The sequence below is a fragment of the Paenibacillus sp. p3-SID867 genome, from assembly GCF_025142895.1.
GTDB lineage: Bacteria > Bacillota > Bacilli > Paenibacillales > Paenibacillaceae > Paenibacillus_AQ.
The window spans coordinates 276,682-300,848 of record NZ_JAMBDM010000009.1 but is presented as its reverse complement, the minus strand read 5'-3'; the positions used below and the strand labels follow the sequence as shown (position 1 = coordinate 300,848).

Annotated in this window: 21 protein-coding genes and 1 pseudogene; 18 read left to right on the top strand and 4 right to left on the bottom strand. The window is 43.8% G+C overall.

What is annotated here, in order from left to right:
• Positions 1–71 precede the first annotated feature (71 nt).
• Positions 72–1,016, top strand: a complete 945-nt coding sequence (locus tag M4D81_RS20120; RefSeq protein WP_260067829.1) for a prenyltransferase/squalene oxidase repeat-containing protein — start codon at positions 72–74, stop codon at positions 1,014–1,016.
• A gap of 22 nt (positions 1,017–1,038) precedes the next feature.
• On the opposite strand, the gene M4D81_RS20115 is transcribed toward M4D81_RS20120, so the two are convergent.
• Positions 1,039–2,001 carry a helix-turn-helix transcriptional regulator gene (locus M4D81_RS20115; RefSeq protein ID WP_260067828.1) on the bottom strand — a complete coding sequence of 321 codons (963 nt, stop codon included), beginning with the start codon at positions 1,999–2,001 and terminating at the stop codon, positions 1,039–1,041.
• 111 nt (positions 2,002–2,112) lie between these two features.
• Here M4D81_RS20115 and M4D81_RS20110 point away from each other — a divergent pair, with 111 nt between their 5' ends.
• The 8 genes from M4D81_RS20110 to M4D81_RS20075 all read left to right on the top strand — a co-directional run bounded on the left by M4D81_RS20110 (position 2,113) and on the right by M4D81_RS20075 (position 11,540).
• Entirely contained in the window at positions 2,113–2,592 is a 480-nt protein-coding gene (locus M4D81_RS20110; protein WP_071218938.1) for a GyrI-like domain-containing protein, read from the top strand.
• A gap of 76 nt (positions 2,593–2,668) precedes the next feature.
• A complete protein-coding gene (locus tag M4D81_RS20105) occupies positions 2,669–3,133 on the top strand; it encodes a phage tail protein (protein WP_260067827.1) in 465 nt (154 codons plus the stop codon).
• A gap of 509 nt (positions 3,134–3,642) precedes the next feature.
• Positions 3,643–6,297, top strand: a complete 2,655-nt coding sequence (gene ppsA, locus M4D81_RS20100) for a phosphoenolpyruvate synthase (RefSeq protein WP_260067826.1) — start codon at positions 3,643–3,645, stop codon at positions 6,295–6,297.
• A 249-nt stretch (positions 6,298–6,546) separates the two neighbouring features.
• Complete coding sequence (locus M4D81_RS20095) at positions 6,547–6,966, top strand: VOC family protein (RefSeq protein ID WP_260067825.1); 420 nt, start codon at positions 6,547–6,549, stop codon at positions 6,964–6,966.
• 177 nt (positions 6,967–7,143) lie between these two features.
• Positions 7,144–7,920: an NAD-dependent epimerase/dehydratase family protein gene (locus M4D81_RS20090; RefSeq protein WP_260067824.1), complete on the top strand. Its 777-nt coding sequence runs from the start codon at positions 7,144–7,146 to the stop codon at positions 7,918–7,920.
• A 121-nt stretch (positions 7,921–8,041) separates the two neighbouring features.
• A complete protein-coding gene (locus tag M4D81_RS20085) occupies positions 8,042–8,845 on the top strand; it encodes an undecaprenyl-diphosphate phosphatase (RefSeq protein WP_071218943.1) in 804 nt (267 codons plus the stop codon).
• Positions 8,846–9,208: 363 nt separating this feature from the next.
• Positions 9,209–9,895, top strand: a complete 687-nt coding sequence (locus M4D81_RS20080; protein WP_260067823.1) for a DUF4386 domain-containing protein — start codon at positions 9,209–9,211, stop codon at positions 9,893–9,895.
• Between the two features lie 226 nt (positions 9,896–10,121).
• On the top strand, positions 10,122–11,540 hold the full coding sequence (locus M4D81_RS20075) for an FMN-binding glutamate synthase family protein (protein ID WP_260067822.1): 1,419 nt from the start codon (positions 10,122–10,124) through the stop codon (positions 11,538–11,540).
• Positions 11,541–11,702: 162 nt separating this feature from the next.
• Here M4D81_RS20075 and M4D81_RS20070 read toward each other — a convergent pair whose 3' ends face one another.
• Positions 11,703–12,611 (bottom strand): NAD-dependent epimerase/dehydratase family protein, encoded by a 909-nt coding sequence (locus tag M4D81_RS20070; RefSeq protein WP_235612998.1) that lies wholly within the window; start codon positions 12,609–12,611, stop codon positions 11,703–11,705.
• A 491-nt stretch (positions 12,612–13,102) separates the two neighbouring features.
• Between M4D81_RS20070 and M4D81_RS20065 the strand changes: the two genes are divergently transcribed.
• The 4 genes and pseudogenes from M4D81_RS20065 (at position 13,103) to M4D81_RS20055 (ending at position 16,179) form a co-directional block, all read left to right on the top strand.
• Positions 13,103–13,957, top strand: a complete 855-nt coding sequence (locus M4D81_RS20065) for a copper amine oxidase N-terminal domain-containing protein (protein WP_260067821.1) — start codon at positions 13,103–13,105, stop codon at positions 13,955–13,957.
• A gap of 127 nt (positions 13,958–14,084) precedes the next feature.
• Positions 14,085–14,717 (top strand): streptogramin A O-acetyltransferase Vat(I), encoded by a 633-nt coding sequence (gene vat(I) / locus M4D81_RS20060; RefSeq protein ID WP_260067820.1) that lies wholly within the window; start codon positions 14,085–14,087, stop codon positions 14,715–14,717.
• A gap of 179 nt (positions 14,718–14,896) precedes the next feature.
• A pseudogene (locus M4D81_RS34855) lies at positions 14,897–15,004 on the top strand (IS1595 family transposase); the annotation flags it as partial.
• Between the two features lie 80 nt (positions 15,005–15,084).
• Positions 15,085–16,179, top strand: coding sequence for an alpha/beta fold hydrolase (locus tag M4D81_RS20055; protein ID WP_260067819.1), 1,095 nt, complete (start codon positions 15,085–15,087; stop codon positions 16,177–16,179).
• 50 nt (positions 16,180–16,229) lie between these two features.
• Here the strand turns inward: M4D81_RS20055 and M4D81_RS20050 are convergent, their stop codons facing one another.
• The gene (locus M4D81_RS20050) at positions 16,230–17,720 is read right to left on the bottom strand and encodes a glycoside hydrolase family 43 protein (protein WP_260067818.1); all 1,491 of its coding nucleotides are present in this window, start codon (positions 17,718–17,720) and stop codon (positions 16,230–16,232) included.
• Positions 17,721–17,890: 170 nt separating this feature from the next.
• Between M4D81_RS20050 and M4D81_RS20045 the strand changes: the two genes are divergently transcribed.
• From M4D81_RS20045 to M4D81_RS20035, 3 genes are all read left to right on the top strand, one after another.
• The gene (locus tag M4D81_RS20045) at positions 17,891–18,823 is read left to right on the top strand and encodes an ArsR/SmtB family transcription factor (protein WP_260067873.1); all 933 of its coding nucleotides are present in this window, start codon (positions 17,891–17,893) and stop codon (positions 18,821–18,823) included.
• Between the two features lie 327 nt (positions 18,824–19,150).
• The gene (locus M4D81_RS20040) at positions 19,151–19,786 is read left to right on the top strand and encodes a hypothetical protein (protein ID WP_260067817.1); all 636 of its coding nucleotides are present in this window, start codon (positions 19,151–19,153) and stop codon (positions 19,784–19,786) included.
• Positions 19,787–19,944: 158 nt separating this feature from the next.
• Positions 19,945–20,328, top strand: a complete 384-nt coding sequence (locus M4D81_RS20035) for a VOC family protein (RefSeq protein WP_260067816.1) — start codon at positions 19,945–19,947, stop codon at positions 20,326–20,328.
• A 67-nt stretch (positions 20,329–20,395) separates the two neighbouring features.
• On the opposite strand, the gene M4D81_RS20030 is transcribed toward M4D81_RS20035, so the two are convergent.
• On the bottom strand, positions 20,396–21,304 hold the full coding sequence (locus tag M4D81_RS20030; RefSeq protein WP_260067815.1) for a LysR family transcriptional regulator: 909 nt from the start codon (positions 21,302–21,304) through the stop codon (positions 20,396–20,398).
• Positions 21,305–21,585: 281 nt separating this feature from the next.
• Here M4D81_RS20030 and M4D81_RS20025 point away from each other — a divergent pair, with 281 nt between their 5' ends.
• Entirely contained in the window at positions 21,586–22,752 is a 1,167-nt protein-coding gene (locus M4D81_RS20025) for an MFS transporter (RefSeq protein WP_260067814.1), read from the top strand.
• A 107-nt stretch (positions 22,753–22,859) separates the two neighbouring features.
• Complete coding sequence (locus tag M4D81_RS20020) at positions 22,860–24,110, top strand: Rieske (2Fe-2S) protein (protein ID WP_311200685.1); 1,251 nt, start codon at positions 22,860–22,862, stop codon at positions 24,108–24,110.
• The last annotated feature ends 57 nt before the right edge of the window (positions 24,111–24,167 follow it).

Below are 24,167 nucleotides of genomic sequence, written 5' to 3'. Positions count from 1 at the left end.
AGGGGATGATTGGGGCAGTCAATCTGGTGTGCGGTATATTACGAAGCAAGGTTTAAAAAAGGAGATACTAGATGGAAAATAATCCAACTATTCGTTTGGCCATTGAAGAATCTATTCAGTTTCTTGAATTTGCACCGCATTTTACGATGGCTCACGGCGAGTACACTCGTCGAAAATGGGATGGAGCTTGGTGGCATATGGCTGCTCTTTATGAAATGGGAGAAGTGAAACGAATCCCCCAGACCGCAATTGAAAGAGCGATACACCTTCTCAAAACCCAGGTCTGGCCAACCTTTATTATATCCGCCGATGATCATCCAACAAGTGAAAGTGATAAGTTGAAGTTGGATTGCTGCCATTGTGAACTTGCCGTATTCTATATGATTCTTATGGCGTATGGCTGTGATTTGGACAAGGAACTGCCTTGGATTCGTGAATGGCTCTTAAAGCATCAGCTTCCTGATGGCGGACTGAATTGCGATCCTGATGCTTATACTCATTCTAAAAAAAGCTCGATTGTCTCAACATTGCCTCCGCTTGAAGCTATCTTATGGCATACTGACCGGGAATTCACTGAACAGGAAGGTGTTTTCTTAGACGAAGGTGCACGTTATTTAATTGAGCATCGACTTGTATGTTCTAAACAAAATGGGAATGTCATCGATATCGATTGGCTGAAACCTTGCTTTCCGAGGTTTTTTGAATATGATATATTGCGCGGCATGTCCTTCTTAGCAGAATGGTCTCGGCGTAGGAACAAACTGCTTACGGTTGGGTTAATTCATGAAGGATTGGAACGCTTGAATACATCAATGGCAGCAGAGGGTTTGCGTATCGGTAGACAAGTCTTTGATCCGCAAGGCCCGTGGGGTGGGCAAACTTTTTCCTTATTAGAAGCAACGGCAGGCATTGGTGTCGTTTCGCCTTATCTAACCAAACAATTGGATCGAGTAATCGAACGGTTGGGACCGGAATATACCTCACGATCAAAGACAATGGGAAGAGTACCTCAATAGCGGATGTTTCCAAAGGCATTACTTACGGACAGTAGTGGCTTAATCGTTCTTTTAAACCTGAAACGACTTCATCCGGTATCTCCCTGATCTTAATATCTCGACCTAGAAATAGCAGCCAATTGGTCATTTCGTTTAATTCTTCTGAATGAAGAACATTGATATAGGTCTTTAAAGTTGCGGTGGTTTGGTACGGATTCGTATAAGAAATTGAAACTTTTAAAGGATGGTATTTTTTGAACTGAGCAATTGCCTTCGGGCCAAGATCAAGGACAAGATTGATGATCTCTTCCTGCTTACTTAGTTGCTCTAGAATCTTTTTCTTACTTATTCTTTTTTTCTCAGGGTATGGTTTTACGTCGGTGAGATTGTCGATAGGAATAATCCGCCTCTTCCCCTCCCCTAAGTCAAAACCTTCGATTTGCCATAGGCTTTTTTCACGATAAAGATGCAAGAGATAAATGGGATAAGACTTTAATATCTTCTCTTCCTTGATGGTAACCAATAAATACTTGTCCACCAGAAGGATCTGGATGAGTTTTTCTAACATCGGATGGGGCAGGTCAGACAGATCAAGCAGGTCTGGATTATGAGGGTTGGTCCCTTCAAAAAGCAATAGTTGATTTAACAGAACAAGGTCATCTTGCTGGTTTTCCGAGATGAGACCTAGTAATTTTTCTGCTAAAGATTGACGACTCTTCAGATAAGGGAGTTGTTGATTTCTGGTGGCCATAAAGGCTATAAACAGAGCTTTAATTTCATTATCGGTAAAGCGGACCGTGGGCAGGACAGAGTTGTTCATGACAAAATAACCCCCGTCCCTACCAACTTCAGCGACAAGCGGCATCCCCATGGCTTCAATTTCTCTAATATCTCGAATCGCTGTCGAACGAGAAATGTTAAATTCCTGCATGATTTCAGAAATGGTAAAGTGGGCACGGTTGTTGATATAGCGCATAATGATATTGATCCGTTCAACTTTTTTCATCGGTTCTCCTCTAAACAGTATCATTTTTTGACATGATTTAAGGTTATTATAAACCCATCAAGTGAAAAGACAAATCATTTGATAAAAATAAAAAAAAGGTAGGGATTGAATATGACAAATTATACGCTTGAGGAAAAAGACAGCTTTATCGTTTTGGGAATTGGGACTGAGCTTCAGAGCGATTATACAGACTATGCTGGTATAAACAAGGAGAAGGCAGACTTTTGGGAGGCAGTGAAACAAGATGGAAGCCTTGATACGTTAAAGGCTGTTGCCGCAAATGACTACATTTTTGCCGTAAACGAAGCGGTCAATAACAAGATGATGTATTATGCTGGCGTCATGACAGAGACATCTCTACCCGAGGCAACTAGGGTTATTCAGTTTCCTAAAGGGGAATACCTCGTAGTAAAAGGGGAAGGGAACACGGCAGATGAGTTGAGTAATAAACTTACTGGCATTGCCTTCGGACAAGTCTTGCCGGAAGCTCAGAATTTTGCCTATGTAGGCGGGCCAAATGCAACGGTAGAGATGGGGCAGCGAGACGGGTTGGTATTTGGTGAGTTGTGGATCCCTGTTGTCAGGAAATGAGTGAATGTTTCGATGTAAGCTTTGCTCGAAGTAGGTCCATGAACTAACGCTCACCAAACTTTTAGGAGGGATGAACATGTCCAATATCGTTGATTTTAAAACGGTGTCTACGGTGGGTTTAGAGTCTTCACCCGTAGTAGAAGCTCTTGCTGGTTTACGAGCGAATGAAGCCCGTTATTTTATGAACAAATATAAGCATGAATTTAAGGTTGTACCAGCAAGCGAAAGCCAGGAAACCCTTGATTATGTAAACCGAATTCTAAAAGAAGAACGTGATATCGAGTTTGCGGCCAAACCGCTAGAAACGTCGCGTTTTCAGGTGGAAAATATCAAATGGGCTTTCGTATTTTATGAGGATGGTCTTGCGGTTAATGTCATGTATACGATTGATGACCCGAAGAAGCGTGCCGTTGGTTTTAAGCTTTCTGAGGGGATGGAGGTACCGCAGGAGTTAGAAGGAAAGTTTAAATTTGCTAGGCAGAAGTCTAAATTAGCTGGAACCATTCGGGGTTCGTTCTTTGTCATAAAAGGAGAATACTGAAGTAAGCAAAAGCACCAAGTGGAGGATTCCAGCCAATTATAATACATAAAAAGAGCAGCGATAATTCGCAGCTCTTTTTATTTGCATGAAACGTGCGACGAAAATGGGTGACGCTAAGATTGCAAGCTGCAGCCAATGCATCGATTAGAATCAACCTCAGCAGTGCTGTGAGATGTACTCCACGTGCCGAGAAGCGCTTTTAGATCTAAGTAGCAAACATGCCAGCGGCTTACCTGACCTTTTAAACTTTGGGCAAGATGTAGCTGGGTTGGAAGAAGCGAGACATCTTAGCCTGATGACAAGAACAATAGTAGTGAAACTAAAAAAAGAACCTAGCAGTTTTATCAGGTTCTTTTTTATTGCATATAAACAGACGCAATGATATAATCGGATCACGACTGAGATTTTATGTATGGACATAATTATCTTATCTTACAATCTAAGTGTATCATGCAGAAAAACTCTTGTCAAATGTTTTTTCTCAAATTAATGGTTAGGAGAGATGTTGAATGCGTTCGTTGGTTCTCGATTTTCAGGAAATGGACAAAAAGCAGCTTGGGCTCGTTGGTGGAAAAGGGCTCCATTTAGGGGAATTATCAAAAATTGAGGGAATACGAGTTCCCGAAGGATTTTGCGTGACAACCATAGGATATCAAAGAGCCATCGAACAAAACGAAACGTATCAAGCTATGCTCAATCGACTAACCATGCTATCAGCAGAGGATCGAGATCAAATGGTTGAAATCAGCAGGAAGATCAGACAAACCATTATGGAGGTAGAAATTCCATCCGATGTAGTGACAGCAGTAACTCGCTATCTCTCCAGGTTTGGCGAGGAACAGGCTTATGCCGTACGATCCAGTGCAACTGCAGAAGATTTACCGCATGCCTCTTTTGCGGGTCAACAAGACACCTATCTAAACATCATCGGCGTCGATGCCATCTTGCAGCATATCAGCAAATGCTGGGCTTCCTTGTTTACAGATCGCGCGGTGATCTATCGCATGCAAAATGGATTTGACCATCGTCAAGTTTATTTATCCGTAGTCGTTCAAAGGATGGTTTTCCCCGAGGCTTCAGGGATATTATTCACCGCTGATCCGATGACTTCTAATCGAAAGCTGCTATCCATCGATGCCGGTTTCGGACTTGGAGAAGCACTGGTCTCTGGCTTGGTATCTGCCGATGGTTACAAAGTACGGGAAGGAGAAATCATCGAGAAGCGGATAGCAGCCAAAACATTGGCGATCTACGGACGAAAAGAAGGCGGAACAGAAACAAAGCAAATCGATCCCGATCAGCAAAAGTCACAAACACTTACGGATGAGCAAATTTTACAACTGGCACGCATCGGGAGACAGATTGAGGCTCATTTTGGCCAACCCCAAGATATCGAGTGGTGTTTGGCCCAGGATACCTTTTATATTGTCCAGAGTCGGCCAATCACGACGCTATACCCGATACCTGAAGCGAATGATCAAGAAAATCACGTATACGTATCTGTCGGTCATCAACAAATGATGACGGATCCCATGAAACCGCTGGGATTGTCTTTTTTCCTGCTAACGACTCCTGCACCCATGCGTACAGCTGGCGGAAGGTTGTTTGTTGATACTACGGCTATGCTGGCTTCACCGGTTAGCAGAGAAAATGTATTAAATACCCTGGGACAATCCGATCCACTCATCAAAGACGCTCTTATGACCATCTTAGAGCGAGGAGATTTTATAAAATCGCTACCCATCGCTGAAAATGAACAGACTCCCGGAAAAAACAATATATCGTCTGCGGGTTATCAACCGCCAATCGACCACGATCCGACAATCGTTTCTGATTTAATGGAACGTACTCAATCATCGATCGAAGTGTTGAAACAAAACATCCAAACGAAATCCGGATCCGATTTATTTGATTTTATATTGGAAGATATCCAGGAACTGAAGAAGAATTTATTTGACCCACAAAGCTCGGCTGTCATCATGGCTGCAATGAATGCTTCAACCTGGATCAACGAAAAAATGAATGAATGGTTAGGCGAAAAAAACGCAGCCGACACGCTTTCTCAATCCGTACCGGGCAATGTTACTTCGGAAATGGGTCTGGCGCTGCTGGATGTTGCAGACGTCATTCGTCCTTATCCGGAAATCATTGATTATTTGGAGCAAGCAAAAGATGATCACTTTTTGGATAAGCTGCTTACATTTGATGGCGGGCAGCAAGCTCAAGACGCGATCCTAGATTTTCTTGACAAATATGGCATGCGATGTGCTGGAGAAATCGATTTAACAAGAACTCGTTGGAGTGAAAAACCAATTGCGCTTGTTCCGTTGATTCTGGGTAACATCAAAAACTTCGAGCCTAATGCCAGCCATCGGAAATTCGAGCAAGGGCGGCAGGAAGCTTTGAAAAAAGAACAAGAGCTATTAGATCGATTGAAACAATTGCCGGACGGTGAAGGAAAAGCCCAAGAAACCAAACGAATGATTGACCTCATTCGGAATTTCATGGGTTATCGGGAATACCCGAAATACGGTATGGTAAATCGTTACTTTATTTATAAGCAGGCTTTACTGAAAGAGGCTGAACGACTCGTACAAGCGGGCGTTATTCATCATAAGGAAGATATATATTATCTCACTTTTGAAGAGCTTGACGAGGTCGTACGCACAAATAAACTGGATAACCCGGGTTCCATGGTCGAGCAGCAAGCAAAGCTTGCGATCAGACAGATGATCAGCAAACGAAAAGAGGAGTACAACGTATTTGAAAAACTAACTCCACCGCGCGTGATCACATCGGATGGCGAAATCATCGCAGGGGAGTACAAACGAGAAAATATCCCAGCCGAAGCTATTGTCGGCCTGCCTGTTTCTTCCGGAACGTTCGAAGGACGAGCGCGTGTCATCTTAAACATGGAAGACGCCGATCTCGAGGAAGGAGATATATTAGTCACCGCTTTTACCGACCCTAGCTGGACGCCTCTGTTTGTATCCATTAAGGGCTTGGTCACCGAAGTGGGCGGACTGATGACCCATGGAGCCGTTATCGCGCGTGAATATGGCTTATCGGCCGTTGTCGGCGTGGAGAATGCTACCAAACGGATAAAGGATGGGCAGCGCATTCGCGTACATGGGACTGAAGGGTATATTGAAATATTGTCATAGCTCAATACGACAAGTGATGGCATTCGCCACAAGACCACAATCGATAGTAAACAAAAGAAGTCGCGGAATCCGCGGCTTTTTTTCATTTTACGCTGGAAAAGTTGCAAACGTCCCGGCATTTTTAATATTTATGACAATAACTGTCACTATTATCAATCATAATAGGTTTCAAAGCCTAAATGCGCTTAGGTACTAGCTCGATGTTACCAGTTAGAATCCAAAAAATGAAGCTAAAGGAGCTGTTTAGAAATGACGTTACAATTCATTCCCTACATTATGCTGAACGGAAACGCCAATGAAGCGATTGCATTTTACGAAAAAGCATTGGATGCTAAAGTCTTATCAAAGCAAACATTTGGACAGGCACCCGAGAGTATCCTGAACACCATGTCGTCAGATGTAAAGGATAGAGTGGCTCACTCCGTCTTAAGGATAGGGGAAATTGAAATGTTTGTAGCGGATACGGAACCTGGACAACAAACGCAACCGGGAGATCGATTGAGCATTTGCATTACGACAAACGATATTGAAAAATCAGAACAATTTTATGGGGCTTTACAACAAGGAGGTCAAGTGATTACGCCATTGCAAGAAATGTATTTTAGCCCAGCTTACGCAATGGTAACGGATAAGTTCGGAATTACTTTTCAGATTTTCACTACTACGTAACACAAAAGAAGAGCTGACCTGCTTTCAATCTTCCGGTTCATGTCGGCGCGTAACCAGCTTTCACCTATTCTCCTGATCCGGATTTTCGTATATATCCTTCTCGTTACGGGTAATTAAATTACTGACAGCACACACACCAACCGTGTGACTATGAAGCGGGAAAGGGGATCGAAACGAATGAAACGGAAATTGTTAATAACGGGAGCGGCAGGCACCATTGGAAATGTCATTTACAACAGGCTGCTCAAAGACAACCGGTATGAGGTTGTTGGAGCGGATATACAGGCGGACGAGAAACTGGGCATTGTACCAATGGACATCGGAGACGAAGCGCGGCTGACGGAGCTGACGCAAGGAATTGATACGGTGCTTCATTTTGCCTGGATCAAGGACAAGGGGGATTTTCTTGGTAAAGTGCTCGGGGGAAATGTGAGCGGTGCCTACAAGTTATTTGAGGCGGCGGTGCAAAATGGTGTGCGCCGTATCATATTCGCCAGCTCGAATCATGCCACCGGGTATTACAAGACTTATGAGATGGTAGGGCCCCAAGATCCATACCGTCCGGATAGCTTTTACGGACTCAGCAAATGTTATATCGAGCTGCTGGGCCGACTGTATTCGGACCAAGGCAAGATCTCTTCGTTCAATATTCGGATTGGCAACTTTCCTGGGGACAATCGTCCTCATTCAGAACGTGCGGGGCATATCTGGATATCCGAACGCGATATGCTCCAATTAATCGTTTGTTGCATTGAAGCAGATGACGAACTGAAATTTTTGAATCTGTACGGCACCTCTGCCAACAGTGATAACTACTACAACATCGATTATCTGGAGGAACTGATCGGATACAAACCTCAGGATGATGCGACAAAGCTGCTTGAGCTGGCCAAGGCAGCGGGACGCAAAGTGCGTGAGGATGAGACGATCTATCAGGGGGGACAGCAACAGTAGCAATTGAGCAATGTGACAATGTTGTCACTCGGAATGAAATAATGTTATATGAATCGATGGGAATATATAGATGTCCCCCTTATACTGGAAATGTTAGATTTCCAAAGGGGGATATCCACTGATGACTGATATAGTTAAAGCAATCATACTCGGCATAATAGAGGGTTTAACCGAATTTTTACCGGTATCGTCTACCGGACATTTAATTTTGGCAGGCCATTTGCTAAGCTTTGAGGGAGACGCTGCCATAACTTTCAAAATTGTTATACAGTTGGGTGCAGTAATGGCCGTTCTCATTCTGTATTGGAAAAGGTATTTGGCGATTGGGACTAATCTGATTCGAATGGACTTTTCCCGTAGTCGCGGATTAAATGTTATACATATGATTTTGGCTATGTTACCGGCATTAATTGTATATCTTCTGCTCAAGGACACAATAAAAAGCCAATTATTCGGCCCAACTCCAGTCTTGATCGGGCTAGTGGCCGGTGGCGTGTTAATGATCATTGCAGCACGGAGTAGGAGAACCGAAACCGCTGATACGATGGATCGGATTAATTATAAACAAGCTTTCGGGATTGGCTTGTTTCAGTGTCTGGCTTTATGGCCGGGATTCTCGAGGTCGGGTTCGACGATTTCAGGCGGACTTTTACTTGGCACCAGCCAAAAAGCTGCCGCAGATTTTACGTTCCTAATCTCCGTGCCTGTTATGTTTGGTGCAAGCTTGCTAGATTTATATGATAGTCGGGATTTGTTGAGTTCTGATGATTTCGTCCTAATGTTTATTGGCTTTGCAACATCCTTTCTTGTGGCCATGATTGCCGTCGTGACGTTTATCAAACTGATTAAGCGACTTCGGTTGGAATGGTTTGCTCTATATCGTTTTGTCTTAGCGGCTCTCTTCTATTTGATTATTTTGCGGTAACATAGCAAGATGAAGCGCAGCTGAGATGGTGCGTTTTCCCATATATACCGATAGTCATTTCTACCAAGAAATCAGCTGGATGTTTGAACAAGACGGTGATGCGATCATTTATCGGTTAGGAAGCTACTCGCCTGCTATGACAAAAGAGCAACTAATGAAAGCCGCAAAATTGTTTCTATGGTGATAAGCCTTTACATTAATACTGAATGGCGATAATCCAGATTTACAGGCTGCTATGCAGCCTGTTTTTCGTTTACCAACCACTTTCTTGTCAGAGGCCTAATTTGTACTAAAGTATCTGTTTTATCTTACCTATTCCTGTCATATTAATTCTAAAAGGTAGGTGTTATAGGGAGGTTGTTCATGTTGAGGAAGCGTACAAATTCAGGTAGAAGGTCTGCAGTAATTACTGGGGTGTTATTAATAGTCGGATTGGTTACAGGTATATTTAGTGTGGTTCCTGTTATAGATGGGGTAGATTACCTTGTCCAGGCTTCTACAAATGAAAATGAGCTACTAACAGGAGCGTTTTTTCAGTTGTTGATGGTTGTAGCATACGTTGGTGTTCCTATTATAATGTATCCGATTTTAAGTAAGCATAATAAAGGTTTAGCTCTTGGATCGGTTGCTTTCGGCATTATTGCGGGTGTGTTCATTATTATTGGTGTAATCATACTTCTGTTGCTATTGACATTAAGCCATGAATTTGCAAAAGTTGGAACGCTGGATGTATCGTCTTTTCAGACCCTGGGTGGGTTGTTAAGAGAAGGACGAGATTTGGTGAATCATGTGGCAACGACACTGGCGTTCGTTTTGGCTATGCTCTTGTTTAACTGCATATTTTACCAAACGAAATTAGTTCCACGCTGGTTGTCCGTTTGGGCTCTTATTGGCTCTACATTGTCCATATTGGCAAGCTTATTATTTATGATCCACTTCATCGGTCTGGATGCAACCTATATGATGTTGAACATTCCAATAGCCTTTCATCAATTGGTTTTGGCTATATGGCTAATCATTAAAGGATTCAAGCATAATACTATCGGATAAAATTATGGATTAATCCCAATTTAAAGCATAGAGCTATACAGTAATCCCATGTGAATAGGATGAGACGGTTAACAAATAATAAGTAAATTCATGAAAGCATGAGATACCTTCGTAACCCACTGCCTCGAGTAGGGAATGAATACTCTTTAAGACGTCAGATCAATATTAGCAATTTCCTTCATCATTGAATCGGTAACAGCCATTAGCTTGCAAGAGGGGGATTAGTTTGTTTCGTTGGATGATTCGCAAGATGACGAACGGTGTAATGGACGAGATTGTGGACCATTATATGAAGGGTATGATACAAGATCCATATACGGAACATGCGTTTTCCATGTTTACAACCATGCAAAAGCTGACGCCGCGGGCAATGATTGAAGCCGGGATGCGGGCGGAAAGCGGGAAAGCAATCAAGCGCACTTTGGGGAGTCCGATAATGTTGTCCGACTGGCATAAAATTTTGCTTAACCCCGTACATATGTTCCGCCTGCCCACGGAGGACAGCGTGCAAATCCAAACAGGCGTCACAATTGGTCCTCAAGCGAAAAAGCCACTAAATCTAGAAATTCCTATTCTCATCAGCGGCATGTCATATGGTGGAGCACTAAGTTTGAAGGTAAAGGTCGCTTTGGCTCGTGGTGCCAGTATCGCAGGTACGGCAACCAATTCTGGAGAAGCGCCTTTAGTCGATGAGGAACGAAGGGAAGCCAAGTTTTTCATCGGCCAGTTTCATCGCGGCGGGTGGATGAACGACGATAAATCTCTCCGGCAATTGGACGCTATAGAAATCCAGCTCGGTCAAGGGGCCCTCGCGGCCGCTCCGATGTCGATGGCGTCGGAGCAGATTGAAGAGGATTTGCGGATCGCCAAAAAGCTGAAACCCGGGGAAAATGCCGCGATTCATACCCGTATCTCGGGAGTAAACAAAACGGAGGACATGATTACACTGGTGCAGGACTTGAAAAATAAATACGGAGTGCCGGTTGGGATTAAAATCTGTGCGACTCATTTTATGGAACGGGAGTTGGAGGTCGCCATTCAAGCGGGAGTCGATTATTTTGTCGTGGACGGTGCGGAAGCAGGAACGCAGGGAGGTCCGCCGACACTTCTGGATGACGTCGGGCTCCCAACGTTATTTGCGCTCGCAAGAACGGTTCAGTATTTGGAAGAACGCGGGGTTAAACAAAGCATTTCGGTCATCGCTAGTGGGGGGTTAACGACGCCGGGACATTTCCTAAAGGCAATGGCGTTAGGGGCGGACGCGGTCTATATCGGTTCAATCGCCTTAATAGCCCTACAGACGCAAGCGGCTAAGACGCTGGCGACCGAACAACCGCAGCAAGTTCCTATGGATTGGCGTAAGTTCAAAGAAGGATTGGATGTTGATAAGGGCGCCGAACATTTGGCTAAATTCCTCAAATCGTCTGTCGAGGAAATGAAATTAGTCGCTTATACCCTTGGGAAAACGGATTTGGCACAAATCAACAAAATGGATCTGGTTACAGTGGACCGGGATTTAGCCCAAGTACTGCGGATCGATTATGCCGGTTTCCCTCCAGGAAAGCCAAAACCATCCACAGCAACCAACGTTATACCGGACGTAACGGAAACGATAGATCCGGATGAACCTCTGCCTCTACAGTAAACTCCCTTATTCATTGGGGGCTCCCACTATAGTTGATTAAACAAAACCCGCTCAGCATTTGGTTCTATCCCAAGTCAAAGAAAAAATGAGCTAGGCCTTCATTGCCTGAGCTCATTTTTCTTTTTTGGTGTATTTTTCGAACATGAATATATGTGTAGTGGCTTATATGTTTGTTTTCGATAAAGCAAGCTGATCTTCAGGCAGCGCCTTCGATGAACCATCGTTATGAAGAACACTACGCCATGAATACCTCGGTTCATATCCAAGTATATCCCTTGCCTTATCAATTGCCATCAGCGTCTCATGTCCCTGAACCTCTCTCTTTAAGGACACATTGGGAAAAAATCGTTTGACCAAATCCTGGCTAAGATCCGGCATGATGGTGTCCGGGGCTGTGATATGGAATACCTGATTTCCTAAATTGTCCTTCTCTATTGCAAGAAGACAGGCTTTAGCTGCATCTCTTACATCGCAATAGGCCCAGGCGTTTTTCTTTTGAATATCCTTTTGTTCATCATTCCAATGCATGATAGGGATTTTTTCATACTCATCCGGTTCATACATATTCGCGAAGCGAAGCGTGACGAGCTGTTGATTCGTAAGTTTATGATACATGCCTGTTAGGTGTTCCGTCAGCAGTTTCGCCATGGCATAGGATGACTTCGCGGTAGTTGGATGCTCTTCATCAACAGGGAGGTAATCCAGTTGCTCCGGTACAAACGGATAGCCCAAAACCGTTTCGCTTGAAGCCCATACCAGCTTGGGAATTTTAAAATCTTTACATGCTTCTAGAATGTTAAAATTAACGAGCATATTATTCTCGAATATCGCTTGGGGTGTATTCCTTACATCAGTTGGGATATTCCCAAGATGGACAACGGCATCACTTCCCATTAAAAGCTGACAGACTTGACCATAATCACGCAGCTCAGCTTGAATAAAGTTTTTTGATGCTGATTCTTCCCGTAGTAATCGATCGGTGGCTACTACATCATGGCCAGCTTCCAATATGGTTCTTACCGCCCAGCGGCCGATTTTTCCGGCTGCTCCTGTCACCACTACTTTCATCATTTCCCACCCCTTATCATATTTCCGACACAGCAAGTTGACCTTAAATCGCTGTTAGACTTCCCGTTACTTTATGGTTTTATTACTCTGCAGTTACAGAGCATACGATATTTTTCGAACTTCATGTTTTTAATAACCCCGTCTTGCCCTGAATCGAGGACAAAGTTGGGACCTCACTGGCTGTTATGATAATAAATTCGGCGAATTCCACTTATAATCATGCGAAGCAAGGCAACGTCAATTGGGTGGTATTTAAGCACTCAACCTCAGTTAAGAAGTGATTTTGAATAATCGTCCCAATTATAAAACAGCCTCCGTTTGTTGTGTCCAACTCAATGGCAAGAAGTTACCAGATTAACCTAAGTGAAAACGAAAGAGCTAAATCCAGAAATCCACATTCTGCATGACAACTTTTATTGTGAGAGTAACTTTTCTAAAGATATTCGCGTCTCTATTGTAGCTTCAAAAAATTACAATAAGTAGGTGAGAATTCTTTGAAAATAAAACATTGGAAATATGCGGTTGCCGTTTTATTTATCATGTCCGTGCTTTTACCGCTGGGAGCTCAAGAATCTCATGCAGCTTCCAAGTACGTCGAGCTGGAAATGCAATGGGAAGACGGTCGTAACAGTCATATTGAGACGCTTCATAAGGACGGAGTGACTTATGGGAGTTTTTTCTCTCTAGGCAGCATGGCAGGTCTCCATTGGGGGATGGAGAATGACAATACGGCGGTTCTGAAGAGGGATCAGAAGCGCATTGTTGTACACTTGGGAAGCAGCATTGCCGATGTAGATGGGGTTAAAGTGGATATGGGCAGGGAACCTGTGTGGTATATCAGTCACCTTTATGTGCCGATTAGATTCCTTGCAGCTGCTTTGGATGGGGAAGTGGCCAACCGGGATACAAAGACAGGGAAGGTAACCGTAAAAGGACTCAATAATTACACAGATACTTTTTATGGCAGCATGATGGGATACAGCTATACCATACGCGCAGCAAAAGGGGATCTTGAAATTACGAATGCTTATACCGGGCAGAAAAATACGATTGTGCTAGGTATGAAGGACATTAATGTGAATAGTCATGATCTCACCTTAAACTTCAAGTGGACTTCCAAGAATCTACTTATTGCATTTATTGAATATTCGAATCGAATGACTGAAGAATATGATCTATATACGTTGGTATTCAAGAATCAAGGGCTGATTCGCAAATCCATTGCTCACGGGTTAACGGAGCAGCATGAAACCTTGAAGTCGGACGGTACCATTCAACTCATTGATGATAGAAGTATCCGTATTATTGATGATGGAAGCGGCGAAGTACTTAGCGTGATTCCTCGGTAAAACACACAATCGGTTGATTCCCTATGTGGCGTTGAACGGAAAGGAGGTTTTTTTGTGTGGCCGATAGTTGTGTGAACGATCTTATCGTCTCAGCCAGATAAAACGCGAAGAGAGGGATGATGTAACAATGACAGGACCGAATCCAAATGAGAGATATCCTATACCCGGAGATAACAATCTTCAGTTTATCAAGAACACGATTACAAAACCTAATATTATCGCAGGGGATTATTCATACTACTATGCCTTAAACGGAGAATCATTTGAGGATCAAGTATTGTATCATTATGAATTCATTGGAACTAAATTAATGATCGGCAAGTTTTGTTCCATTGCTTCCGAGGTCAGATTTATGATGGATGGAGGGAACCATCGGATGGACGGTTCTACCTTTCCATTTAATATCTTTGGAAACGGCTGGGAGAAATTCACTCCATCTTTGGATCAATTGCCGATCAAGGGAGATACGATCATTGGAAATGATGTGTGGATCGGAAGGCGTGCAACGATCATGTCGGGTGTAAGGATTGGCGACGGAGCTATCATTGCCGCTGAAGCTGTCGTTGTAAAGGATGTGGAGCCTTATACGATCGTTGGAGGCAATCCAGCGAAGGAGATCCGCAAGCGATATTCCACCGAAGTCATTCAAGAGTTATTGGATATTAAATGGTGGGATTGCGATATCGAAGTCATCAATCAATATATTGGCGCAATTGTAAGCGGAGATATGGACTTGCTTAGAAAAATGAGACAAAATTAGCGCCCTTTTTTATTGAAATATGGCCATTTGATATGATGAACGTCATGGGCGAAAAAAGGTTCTTAAACGAATGTAGAGACCTATGTTGTCCTAGGAGTTTAGAGGTAAATGACCGGTTGAACCGCCGGTCATTTTTTTCGTTTAGGATGAGATAAAGGCAACGGTTACAGAACGTGAATGGCGGAAAGCTCAAACATCGGGGAAAAAGCCACGAACAGGTTTGTGTTCTCGCAGCCCCTGAAAAGGGTTCTATTTATGGTTGTTTATCTAGGAATGTTAACTCAAAATAACAACTCATGTTACCGATGATTGGTAGATAATCCGAATGAGAATAGTATAATGCGAAATAGGAGGAGGAGTAGAGAGAGTGATACATAGTGAAGGAATAATTTTACTGGTACTTGCAATCATTGGTTTAATTGTTGCAATTACCCTAGTCATTTATGCTTATCTAAATATGAATTATGATAAAAAACCATTAAAGCAAACATATCGTGCCGGCTATATAGAAAAACAGGTGACTCTTGATGATGGAACGATATTAAATTACGCTGAAGGACCGGATCATGGACCGGCACTTCTGTTAATACACGGGCAGTCCATGCAGTGGGAAGATTATGCTAGAGTACTTCCGGAGCTCGCTCAATATTATCATGTATATGCAGTTGATTGTCACGGGCATGGAGAGTCCAGTCATGATGCTTCAAAGTATACGGCTGTTGCTATGGGAAAGGATTTTGTTTGGTTTATTGATAATGTCATAGGTGAACCAGCCGTGGTATCAGGTCATTCTTCCGGCGGTATTTTAGCAGCATGGATTGCAGCTAATGCACCCGAAGTCGTGCAAGGCATTGTTTTGGAGGACCCGCCGTTTTTTAGTGTGGAGCCGCATGAAATGCAGAAAACATTTGTCTGGCTTGATAGTTTTGAACTCATCCATAACTTTAAGAATCAAACCATTGAAGATGATTATGTCGTGTACTACATGGAAAACAGTTATTTATGGGGAAAGTTTGGTGATTTAAGAAAACTTACTGCAAGGAGTACAAGAGGGTACCGGATAGCACATCCTGGTGAGCCGTTGAGGTTATGGTACGTCCCCTATAAATGGATACATGGCACACTTTATTTAGATCAGTTTGACCTTGATTTTGCTGAGACTTTTTATACTGGTGATTGGTTCAAAGGATTTAATCAGGAGGAAACCTTGTCCAAAATAAACGCTCCTTCTGTATATATTAAGGCAGCCACGCAATTTGGCGAAGATGGAGTGCTTTATGCGGCAAACCGTGATGAGGATGCTGAAAAGGTACACAGCCTTTTAAAAGGAAATGAGATGATCACGATTAAATCCGGGCATGATATTCATTTTGAGAAGCCGGATGAATTTATTAGGATCATGGTTGATTTTTTGAAGAAAATAAAAAAACATGGTTACAATGAAAGCCGGTACCCAGGATAATCCTGAGTAACCGGCTTTTTATTTTTTTGATAACCCGTTCAGGAAATTTTTTAAAAATAATCGCACGTAAATTTTGAAAACTCAGCCATGGAGCCTTCTCCAAAGGCATATAAACCGATGAGTACGCCTGTAAATCCTCCCGCAACCTCAGAGGAAAGGTATCTGGTTTGCGCCGTTCCCAAGAGAATGTCCTTGCCGTTAGCGTGAATGAAGAAGCTGTAGCGCTCATGACTTGCCCGTATCTTTAAGGTCGCATGATTGACATTCCCCAGTTCTACTTTAGATTCGATGGATTTAATGTCACCGATATTCAGGCGCTCGATCACTTTATACCCGGTCTCCTCTTTACGTACGGCTAAATCGTAATGATGATGTTCATCCAAATAAAGCGTGATGCCGGCTTCTCCGCTCGTAAGCTGTACATCGCATGAGATTTCCGCGTTGAAGTCTCTTTGGCGAATGCCGATAAATGTGGGGGACACCGGCATATCCAAGCTCACCCCGGTCCCTTTAAGCTGAACCTTATCGATTTCTAACCGATAGTTCTCTGCAGCAGGATGGCGGAGGAAGCACCAGTCCAGATTCCAGTCCGTGTTCTCGAACGTAAAGGTTTTTTTCTCCTGCTGGACGACATGATTTGAGATCCGATCGGTCTCAAAACTCGTGAGGACGGTGCCGTTATGTCCTGCCGTAAACCAGCCATCCTCGCTAAAAGTTACCGGTGTAAGGAAAACTTCGCGACCAAGATGATGGTAGGTAAGCCATTGGCCAATTTGACGGAATCCCAGATGGAGCATCCACCAATTGCCGCCGTTATCTTGGATCAGATCGCCATGGCCAACGCCCTGCAGCTCATACCCGCCCAGATTGCGATTGGTCAAAACGGGATTGTTCGGATAGGCTTCGAACGGGCCGGAGATCGAATCCCCCCGTGCATAAGTGACCATATGTCCAAATTCCGTACCGCCTTCTGCCGCCATAAGGTAGTACCGGCCATTGATTTTATACATATGAGGGCTTTCCAAATATCGTCCGCCCGTTCCTTGCCATATGGAACGACTTGGCGACAGCTTGTCGCCCGTTTCAATGTCAATTTCACACTGAACAATGCCGCCAATCCCGTTATCGTCTTTTCCGTTGCTCATAAAGAAGACTTTTCCGTCTTCAAAATACAAATCGGGATCGATCCCCCCTTGATCCACATCAATCGGTTCGGACCATTCACCGTAAATATCGTCCGTCCATACATAGAAATTTTGACGCGTGGTGTCGTTGGTCGTGGTCATGTAGAATCTCCCGTTGTGGTGCCGTATCGTGGGGGCGAAAACCCCGCCGGAACTGCTTACCTTTCCGAGCTGAATCTGACTGTCTCTGGTTAGGCAATGACCGATTTGCTTCCAGTTAATCAGGTCTTTGCTCTCAAAAATCGGAACACCAGGGAAGTACTGAAAGGAACTGCATACTAAATAATAAGTATCTTTTACTTTGCATACACTGGGGTCAGGATAAAATCCTTTGATGACCGGGTTATGGTATTTCATAAGTCCACCTCTTTCATAAATTAACATGTATATAAATTTAAAGTGATTAGCAACTAAGGAAATTAAACACCATGGGTTAAAGTCTTGCAATGTATTTGGTTTGAAGATTCATGTTAATTCTATTAAATTAATATATATGTGATTTCAACAAATACGAGGAGATTATGATGATTATCAAAGCAAACGGGGAATCGAAATTCATGCCGTTATATGAAGCATTAGCCAGCGAGGTCAGATGGAACATCATGAGTCTCATTGCCGATGACGAGATGAATGTGAAGGATATTGCCAATCGATTGGAACTTAGTCCATCGATCGTCACCATGCACATCCGAAAACTCGAACAAGCCGGACTCATCGGAAGTCGTAGGGTACGGCAGGGCGGGGGAACGCACAAAATGTGTTTCCTCAAACAAAAAACCATCGAGATTGAGCTGCCTTTTGCCAGCCAACCCCCGAAGATCAGAGAGCAGCGTATTTCAGTCGGTCATTACACCGCTTTTGAGGTCCATCCGACTTGCGGGCTTGGTACGCGTGAGAAAGAAATCGGAATTTGGGACGACCCGCGCTACTTTCTCGATCCCGAGCGGGTACACGCCGCCATTCTGTGGTTTGGGTGGGGCTATGTTGAGTATAAAATGCCTAACTTTTTACTAGCCGATCAATCCGCCGAATACATTGAAATCTCCATGGAAATTGCTTCAGAAGCTCCAGGTTTAAGAGACCATTGGCCATCGGATATTGATTTCACATTCAACGGGATCCCTCTTGGGACATGGACAAGTCCGGCTGATTTCGGAAGAGCGGCTCGAGGGAGATTTACACCTGATTGGTGGCATCGAAATGTGAATCAATACGGGTTATTGAAAACGATCCGGATTGATGCATCGGGTACGTACATGGATAATGAACGGATGTCAGAGGTGACCCTCGGGGATATCAAGCTGTGGGAACCGTTCTGGACGATTCGTTTCGCGGTTGATGAGCATGCGGTTAACGCAGGGGGATTGACGCTTTATGGAGCCGGATTCGGCAATCACGACCAAGACATTGTCATTCGCGCATACCTTAGCGACGAGCATTATTCGGCATCAGAAGGATAAAGATGGGAGTTATTGCTGGGTAATCTCGTGGAGACTTAATGAAATTGAGATCCGCCTCATTGCAGACAGATCTGTAACTTTACATGCAGTAGTCACGTCTATCTAAGAAAAGGGGGGAGAGCCGACTATTTGAATGCATTGCTCGATATTTTGGAGAATTCGACCACGTTTTTTGCGTTTCGACACCCTTCCTTGGGTAATGACTCATAACGGATCACATTAATCAATGACTCAAACCGATTGCCAATATCGTGAAATCAGTGGCTGAGTGATCATCCATTGCAGTCACGAAGCGTATGAACGAAATACAGAAAGGCGTGAACTCATGTGAATCCAAGACTCTCTGCATTCATAAAAATTTCGATGTTCGTCATGGTTCTATCGCTCACGGCATGTTCAGGAACGGCTGAGCCACCCGCCAGTCCTGAAATATCGACACCGGCCAATGAAGAGGCCACGGCCCCTGAAACTGATAACGAGCAAGCACCCGAAGTGACGCGTCCCCAGAACGAGAATTTTGAGTTGATGACGGGTGAGGGTAACCAGTCACTTCCAGCCACCTTGCATCAAGGTAAAGGCTTTTCCTTATACGTATTCGAAAAGTTTGCTTTCGACGCTGACAAAGGACGTCTGTTTCTTAGCGGCAATCCGGAATACGAGGTCACCATCGAAGCGCTGCCTGCAAATTATGACCTAACGAAGCTTAAAACTGAAGGAAACAAGGAATTGGAAGAGCGTGGCGAAGTATCCGATTTTAGCGGAGAGCTCGTTGAGCATCCGCTGGGTTCCGCAGAACTTTATCTTCAAGCATCGGGTAGTGAAGGGATAAACGATTATATGGTGTGGAAGTCTGAAACAGGCGACGCTTTCCTGTTCCGTCTTCACAATCCAAAGGGCGAGGAAGCTTCGGATTTTGCTGGTCCGGTCCTCGTTTCATTATCTACGGTTAAAAGCGATTCCTAATACGAGGCGATGCATGAAAATCGCTCCATATAAGCTGCAAGAAAGAGGCTGTCTCAAGAACAGCCTCTTTCTTCTGACGAATGTATGGTTTTTTCTGTTTAGAGTCAGATTGTTAACAGAGCACCAACGTTGCAAATATCAAAGGAGGCAATAACAGCATGAAAATAATGGTTACCAGTTTATTTGTGGAAGATCAAGACAATGCACTGGAGTTTTATTCAGAAAAGCTGGGTTTTGTAAAAAAGGAGGACGTTCCCGTCGGAGAATTTAGGTGGATAACGCTTGTTTCGCCCGATAAGCAGGACGGTACCGAGCTTTTACTCGAACCGAATAACCATCCTGCCGCCAAGGAGTATCAAAAGAAGATATATGCCGATGGCATCCCAGCAACCATGTTTGGCGTTGCAGATATTAATAAAGAGTATAAACGATTATTGGAACAAGGCGTAAAGTTTACTATGGAGCCGACAAAAATGGGCGAGCTTACAATAGCTGTCTTCGACGATACGTGCGGTAACCTAATTCAGATTGTGGAGAAGTAACTTTTACGACGAATTCTCAAGTAATGTGAAGGGAGGGCAGTAATCTGCCTTCCCGAGAAAGGTCATTCTACGCATCTGATAATAAATTTCTGAATTTCGCTTGAATTTCTTTTAAAAACAAATCGGCAGCTGACGAAAAGACCTGATGTTTTTTCCAAACCATATTTAAGCCTGATTCAAGTCTTGGCTCTAGCGGTCTAAAGCAAAGGCTGCTATCACTAGACGTATTCACTATTTTATCAAGCGCTATTGCATAACCAATGCCTTCTTCAACCATAATGGCAGCATTATATGCAAGGTTATATGTAGTTACGATGTTTAATTTATCAAAACCATCACCAAACCAATCCGCAAATTCATTTTTAGAAAATGTCTGCTTCATGGCCTGTCTTGAACAGATTAGTGGAACATGTAATAAATCTGCTGGCCGAATGGTATCTTTGAAAGCAAGAGGACTGTCTTTCCTCATAACAATGCCCCAAACATCCTTGGCGGGAATATTGATATAGTTGTATTTTGATAAATCAGCTGGTTGAATCAAAACACCAAATTCAAGCAGTCCCTTGTCAAGCCGCTCAGTTACATCATCTTCGTTTCCGCTGTAGAGGTGATACCGTATATTTGGATAGCTTGACTGCAAGTCTCTTACTACCCGTGCAATCTGCTTCATGGCGTCTGTTTCCCCACCGCCTATATAAACATCACCACTTATTGTTTCTTCCATGGATCTAAATTCTGCCGCTAATCTATCGACCATATCAACGATTTCCTCGGCTCTCTTTCTTAACAGCATCCCTTCATCTGTGAGAATGATATTGTGACTACTCCGAATAAATAGTTTCTTTCCTAACTCTTGTTCAAGATCTTTTAATTGCCTAGACAAGGTTGGCTGTGTAAGATGCAAAAAATTAGCGGCACCCGTAATACTTCCTTCACTTGCAACCGTAAGAAAATAACGCAAAACTCTAACATCCATTCATACTCCTCCTTTAGTCTTAACAATAAACGTTAGAGAAATGCTTATCAAGCATATCTATATATAAGATATAAGTATTTGCTATGCGCACAAAGCACGTTAAAATAAATAACAAAGGAAACGGCTTTATCGCCGGCTCTGATGCCGTTAGTATTGCAGAGCACAAGATTGTCGGCCTCCAAGATCAGATAAACCACAACATAGACATCTCGACGTCTAAAACCGGGTCGGGGAATTATTCCTTGACCCGGTTTTTGGACAAATGAAGATAGGAGACATATATGAAATCCCAACGAACAAATTTGCTTATATTCATTTTGACTTTTGGGGTTTTCGGTATTTTAAATACCGAAATGGGCGTTATTGGGATCATGCCGTTAATTGCGGATGACTTTAATGTCAGTATAACCAAAGCAGGGCTGATCGTGAGTCTCTTTGCACTTGCGGTTGCAATATCTGGTCCAACCTTGCCTTTATTGTTTTCTGGCATGAATCGTAAGAAGGTCATGCTGCTTGTACTCGGTATTTTTTTTCTGGGTAACGTTGTCTCCGCAATCACATCAAACTTTACAATATTATTAATTGCTCGTGTGGTTCCAGCATTCTTTCATCCTATTTATGTTTCATTGGCTTTTACAGTTGCTGCTGCATCGGTTAGCAAGGAAGATGGGCCAAAAGCTGTATCCAAGGTATTTATTGGAGTATCCGCAGGAATGGTACTTGGAGTTCCTGTTACAAGCGTAATAGCGAACTCTACTTCGTTAGGAATGGCGATGTTATTTTTTGCGATAGTAAATGCGGTGGTTTTTATTGCAACACTCCTTTTTGTACCGTCTATGCCTGTTGGTGAAAAAACTTCATACGGAACACAATTAAGTGTACTAAAAAGATCAATTACCTGGCATTCCATTGCCGCTGTCATTTTCATGAATGGAGCCGTATTCGGTGTTTACAGTTACCTTTCGGAGTATCTTGAGAATATTACGATGATGACTTGGAACACGATTAGCCTAATGTTACTGATATACGGAGGGGCTAATATTGTAGGAAACATTCTAGCTGGGAAGTTGCTTACTAAAAATGCCATTACATCCGTGGTCATTTTTCCTTTTGCTTTAGGAGCGATATATGTCATCTTGTTCCTCTTGGGACGCTTTAGTGTACCAATGTACCTAATCATTTTGCTCTGGGGAATTTTGGCCGGAATAGGAGCTAACATCAATCAATACTGGATTACGTCCACAGCTCCCGAGGCTCCCGAGTTTGCTAATGGTATATTCTTGACATCGACAAATTTAGGAACAACCATTGGAGCCACAGTGTGTGGACTATTTATATCAAGATTAGGAATCCAATACGTTGTCTTTGGGGGAATTCTGTTTTTGGTTTTAAGCTCTGTATCCATATTTCTGAGGAACTCCATGTATAATCCTACAAAACATTCCTAGTAATCGATTTTTATTCACTTTTTAAACATACATGTTTCAAAAGTTTTGGAAATAAGATATTCTATATGCAAGGAATTCGCATGATATTTAAAAATGGAGGCGTTTTCATGAATGGTTGGATTCAGGCGGGTACGGTGGATGATCTTCGAGAAGGACCGAAGCTGATTAAGGGGGGCATCGTAGTATTTTATCACGAGGATGAAGTGCACGCGCTTGACAACCGGTGCCCTCACCTCGGTTTTCCGCTCCACATGGGAAGTTTATGCAACGGAATTTTGACATGCCATTGGCATCATGCCCGGTTCGACGTATGCAGCGGCGGAACACTCGACCCTTGGGCGGACGATGTACCTGTACACGATATAACCGTTCAAGACGGATTGATATGGGTCAACCCAAAATCCAGGAACAGCAATCAAGTACAGCTGTATAAAGACCGACTTCTGAGCGGCCTTGAGCAAAATATCGGTCTTGTCATAGCCAAGGCCATAGTCGGATTAATGGAGGCGGGCGTTCCAGATACGGAAATTGCCGCGATTGGGATCGAATTTGGGGTCAAACAGCGCAGGCAAGGGTGGGGCTCTGGATTAACGATTCTGACCGCGATGGCGAACGTCCTGCCAAAGCTTGATAAACAAGGCCGGATCCTTGCGTTGTTTCAAGGACTCCTGCACACGGCGCGCGAATCAGCCGGTAGCGGCACGCGATTCTTACTCGATCCACTTCCGGATGCAGGCGTATCCGAAGAACGGTTGACGGGATGGTACCGCGATTGCATTGAGGTTCGGGATACGCGCGGTGCGGAACGGGTACTGCTGACTGCCGTGCAAGCGGCGGGGACCGGTAAGAAGCGATTATTCTCTATGATGAGCATGGCCGCAACGGATCATTTCTATATTAATGGAGGCCATACGCTAGACTTCCATAATAAGGCATTTGAGAGCTTGAAGTACGTCGGGCACGAGCAACACCAATATGTACTCGCTTCACTCGTTCCGATGTTTGGGAACGCATCGCGGAGCGAAGAGCTTCATAGCTGGCAGTCCCCGGTCAATTTGGTTCAACCGATAAAGGAAGCGTTTGAGGAGCTGTCCCGAAAAGGCGTTTCAACAGGAAGCGGGGGTAACGGCATCGATGACGAGGCACTGCTTCAAGCGCTGCTTGGCGATGATCCGCTTCGGACAGTACACATGTTGAAGGATGCTTTACTCGGGGGCGCCTCTCCAGTGCGGATCTCGCAAATTGCCGCATTGGCTGCGGCAGAACGGATCGTCCGCTTCCATATGCATAACGATTTCGGGGACTGGATCTCGGTGCTGCACACCTTTACGCATGCTCACGCCGTTCACGAAGGTTGATCCGCTCCGCCGATTTATGGCTAGTTCGCGGTATTTTCCATACTGCGGCTACGATTT